The sequence below is a fragment of the Mesorhizobium sp. M0898 genome (genome assembly GCF_040319695.1).
In the GTDB taxonomy this organism is placed as follows: Bacteria; Pseudomonadota; Alphaproteobacteria; order Rhizobiales; family Rhizobiaceae; genus Mesorhizobium.
Genome location: NZ_JAMYOE010000113.1, coordinates 1 through 2,598, shown reverse-complemented (window position 1 = coordinate 2,598; position 2,598 = coordinate 1). Strand labels below are relative to the sequence as shown.

Here is a 2,598-nt window from a genome sequence, read left to right as displayed (position 1 = left end):
GCAATTATCGACATTCTGCATATGGTTTTCGCTTTGCGACGGTTGCCTATCGCTGGCATCCGTTGTTTGGGAGCACGTTGCAGGTTTCGCCATTTCGTCGTGGGAAGGCGTTGACGTGCATCTACACGGAGGAGCGTCCTGACCTTTGCCGCGAACTCCCGAATTGGATGTTCGACGCCGGCTACTGCGCGGGCATGACGCTCGGGCGACCCGAAATCGGCATCGAGGGTCTCAATGAGTTGACGATCGTCCTGACGGCGCTCGGCGCGAATCGCAAGCAAGGCGCACAATCCCGCCCTTCAAGGAAGAAGGAGAGGGACGGTGCGAAGAAGCCGATATCACAATCGCGCGCAGCTCATCCTGCAGCTGGAGCGTCAAATTCCTCATCCGCCAGTGGGCAAAAACACAAAGGGACTGGTCGAGACATTGGCCGACCTTCTGCTGGAAGCGCTGGCGGCCGAAGCGGATCAGGGAGGCGGTGATGAACCCGAAGATCACGCCTGATCACCTCGCCCGCTCGGCGGTAGTTTACGTTCGTCAATCGACCATGTCGCAAGTGACGGGCAATCTGGAAAGTCAGCGCCGGCAGTATGACCTGGCGGGAGCCGCAGAAGCGGTCGGCTTTGCATCGGTGACGGTGATCGACGACGATCTTGGCCGCTCGGGGTCCGGCCTGATGCAGCGACCCGGCTTTGAGCGGCTTGTCGCCATGGTCTGCTCCGGCGATGTCGGTGCGGTCTATTGCATCGAGGCGTCACGACTGGCGCGTAACGGACGGGACTGGCATCATCTGATTGACTTGTGCGCGCTGGCCGGCACGCTGGTCGTCGATCCGGATGGCGCATACGATCCGCGGCTCGTCAACGACCGCCTGCTGCTTGGGCTGAAGGGAACGATGTCGGAATACGAACTGAGCCTGATGCGACAGCGCGGCATCGCCGCCCGTGACTCCAAGGCCAAGCGTGGGGAGTTCCGCTTCATGCTTCCGCCAGGCTTCTGCTGGAGCGAGGCCGATAAGGTCGAGATCGATCCTGACGAGCACGTGGCCGACACCATCCGGCTGGTCTTCGCGAAGTTCCGCGAGTTGGGCAGCGCGCGGCAGGTCTTCTTATGGCTGCGATCGGCAGACATTAAAATGCCCGTGGTCCGGCGCAATGTCGAGGTTTGCAAACTCGTCTGGAAGCCTCCCGCCTACCACAGTGTCATGCAGATTCTTCACAATCCGCTTTATGGCGGCGCCTACGCATTCGGCAGAACGGCGCAGCGGACACGGATTGTCGAGGGGCGCGCCCGTAAGGCCAGCGGCTTCAGGAAGTCTCGCGACGAATGGCATGTGTTGTTGCGTGACAATCATCCTGGTTACATCAGCTGGCAGGAATACGAGGAGAATCAGAAGCTCCTGCTCGAGAACGCGCATATGAAGAAGAACTGCGCGCGCAAATCTGCACGTGGAGGCCGCGCCCTGCTCACGGGATTGATGCGTTGTGGGCGATGCGGACGAATGATGCGCGTCTTCTATGGCATGGCGAAAGGCAACGCCCATCGCTACCAGTGCCGCGGCGATGATGCCCATGTCGGCGCTGGCCTGTGCATCGGCATTGGCGGTCTGCGGATTGATCGCGCCGTCGCCCTGCAGATCCTAGAAGCCGTCTCCGATCGTGCCGTGGAAGCCGCGATCTTTGCTTCGGAGCAGGCCGAGCGTTCGCGAAAGGACATCGTTGCCGCCGTCGAGCGGGAGCTGGAAGCAGCCCGATACGATGCCTCGCTGGCCGGGCGTCGTTACGAACTGGTCGACCCCGCCAAGCGCCATGTCGCACGCGAACTCGAGGCTCGCTGGAACGATGCGTTGGACCGCGTGGCCACACTGGAGCGCCGGATCGCGGAGCTGTCGGCTCTGTCGGCGACACGCCCAAAGGTCGATCGCGCCCGTTTGCTTCAGCTTGCCCATGATCTACCGGCGGTATGGAACGCACCCTCAACCGACACTCGGACCAAGCAGCGCCTTATCCATATCCTGGTTCAGGAGATCGTATGTGATCTCGATGAGGCGACCAACGAAGCCGTGCTGCTGATCCATTGGACCGGCGGGCGTCACACCGAGGTGCGTGTTGCCCGCGTCAAGACCGGCCGTTGTCCAGATATGGCGCCGAGCGCCGTCGAAGCACTGCGCAAACTCGCCGGACACTGGCCAGATCGCGAGCTTGCCGTATCGCTCAACCGGATGCGCTGCAAGACCGGCGATGGCGAGACCTGGACGACGGTGCGCGTGCGCGAAATGCGCGAGCGGCTCGGCATACCCGGATACGATCCAGCCAAGGCTGATGGCGAAATGATCAGTCTGATGAAAGCCGCCGAACGGCTTGGCATCTGCGTCGGGTCCGCGAAAAGCTTGGCTCTCAAGGGCATCCTGCCGGCGAAACAGATTCTGCCCGGTTCGCCCTGGCTGGTCCCGGTTGAAGCACTCGCTTCAGAAGCGGTGCGCATAGGGGTGCAAGGTATCGTCGCTCGTCGACCGAAGTTCTACGAGCAATATCAATACGATAAAGTCGTCCGACTGCCCGGACTCTGACAAGGGGATGCATTATGAAACGAACTGCG

3 protein-coding genes are annotated in these 2,598 nt (G+C 61.4%); 2 read left to right on the top strand and 1 reads right to left on the bottom strand.

Annotated elements, in window-relative coordinates; all coding sequences use genetic code 11:
• A partial coding sequence (locus NKH90_RS34410; protein WP_352823734.1) for a hypothetical protein occupies positions 1-281 on the bottom strand: 281 nt, incomplete at its 3' end.
• Positions 282-321: 40 nt separating this feature from the next.
• Here NKH90_RS34410 and NKH90_RS34405 point away from each other — a divergent pair.
• Positions 322-504: a hypothetical protein gene (locus tag NKH90_RS34405; RefSeq protein WP_031203903.1), complete on the top strand. Its 183-nt coding sequence runs from the start codon at positions 322-324 to the stop codon at positions 502-504.
• Complete coding sequence (locus NKH90_RS34400) at positions 482-2,569, top strand: recombinase family protein (RefSeq protein WP_352805455.1); 2,088 nt, start codon at positions 482-484, stop codon at positions 2,567-2,569. The genes NKH90_RS34405 and NKH90_RS34400 overlap by 23 nt, the downstream gene beginning before the upstream one ends.
• Positions 2,570-2,598: the final 29 nt, after the last annotated feature.

Coding starts and splice junctions, on each gene's coding strand:
- NKH90_RS34400 (WP_352805455.1), top strand. CDS start 482: ATGAACCCGAAGATCACGCCTGATCACCTCGCCCGCTCGGCGGTAGTT.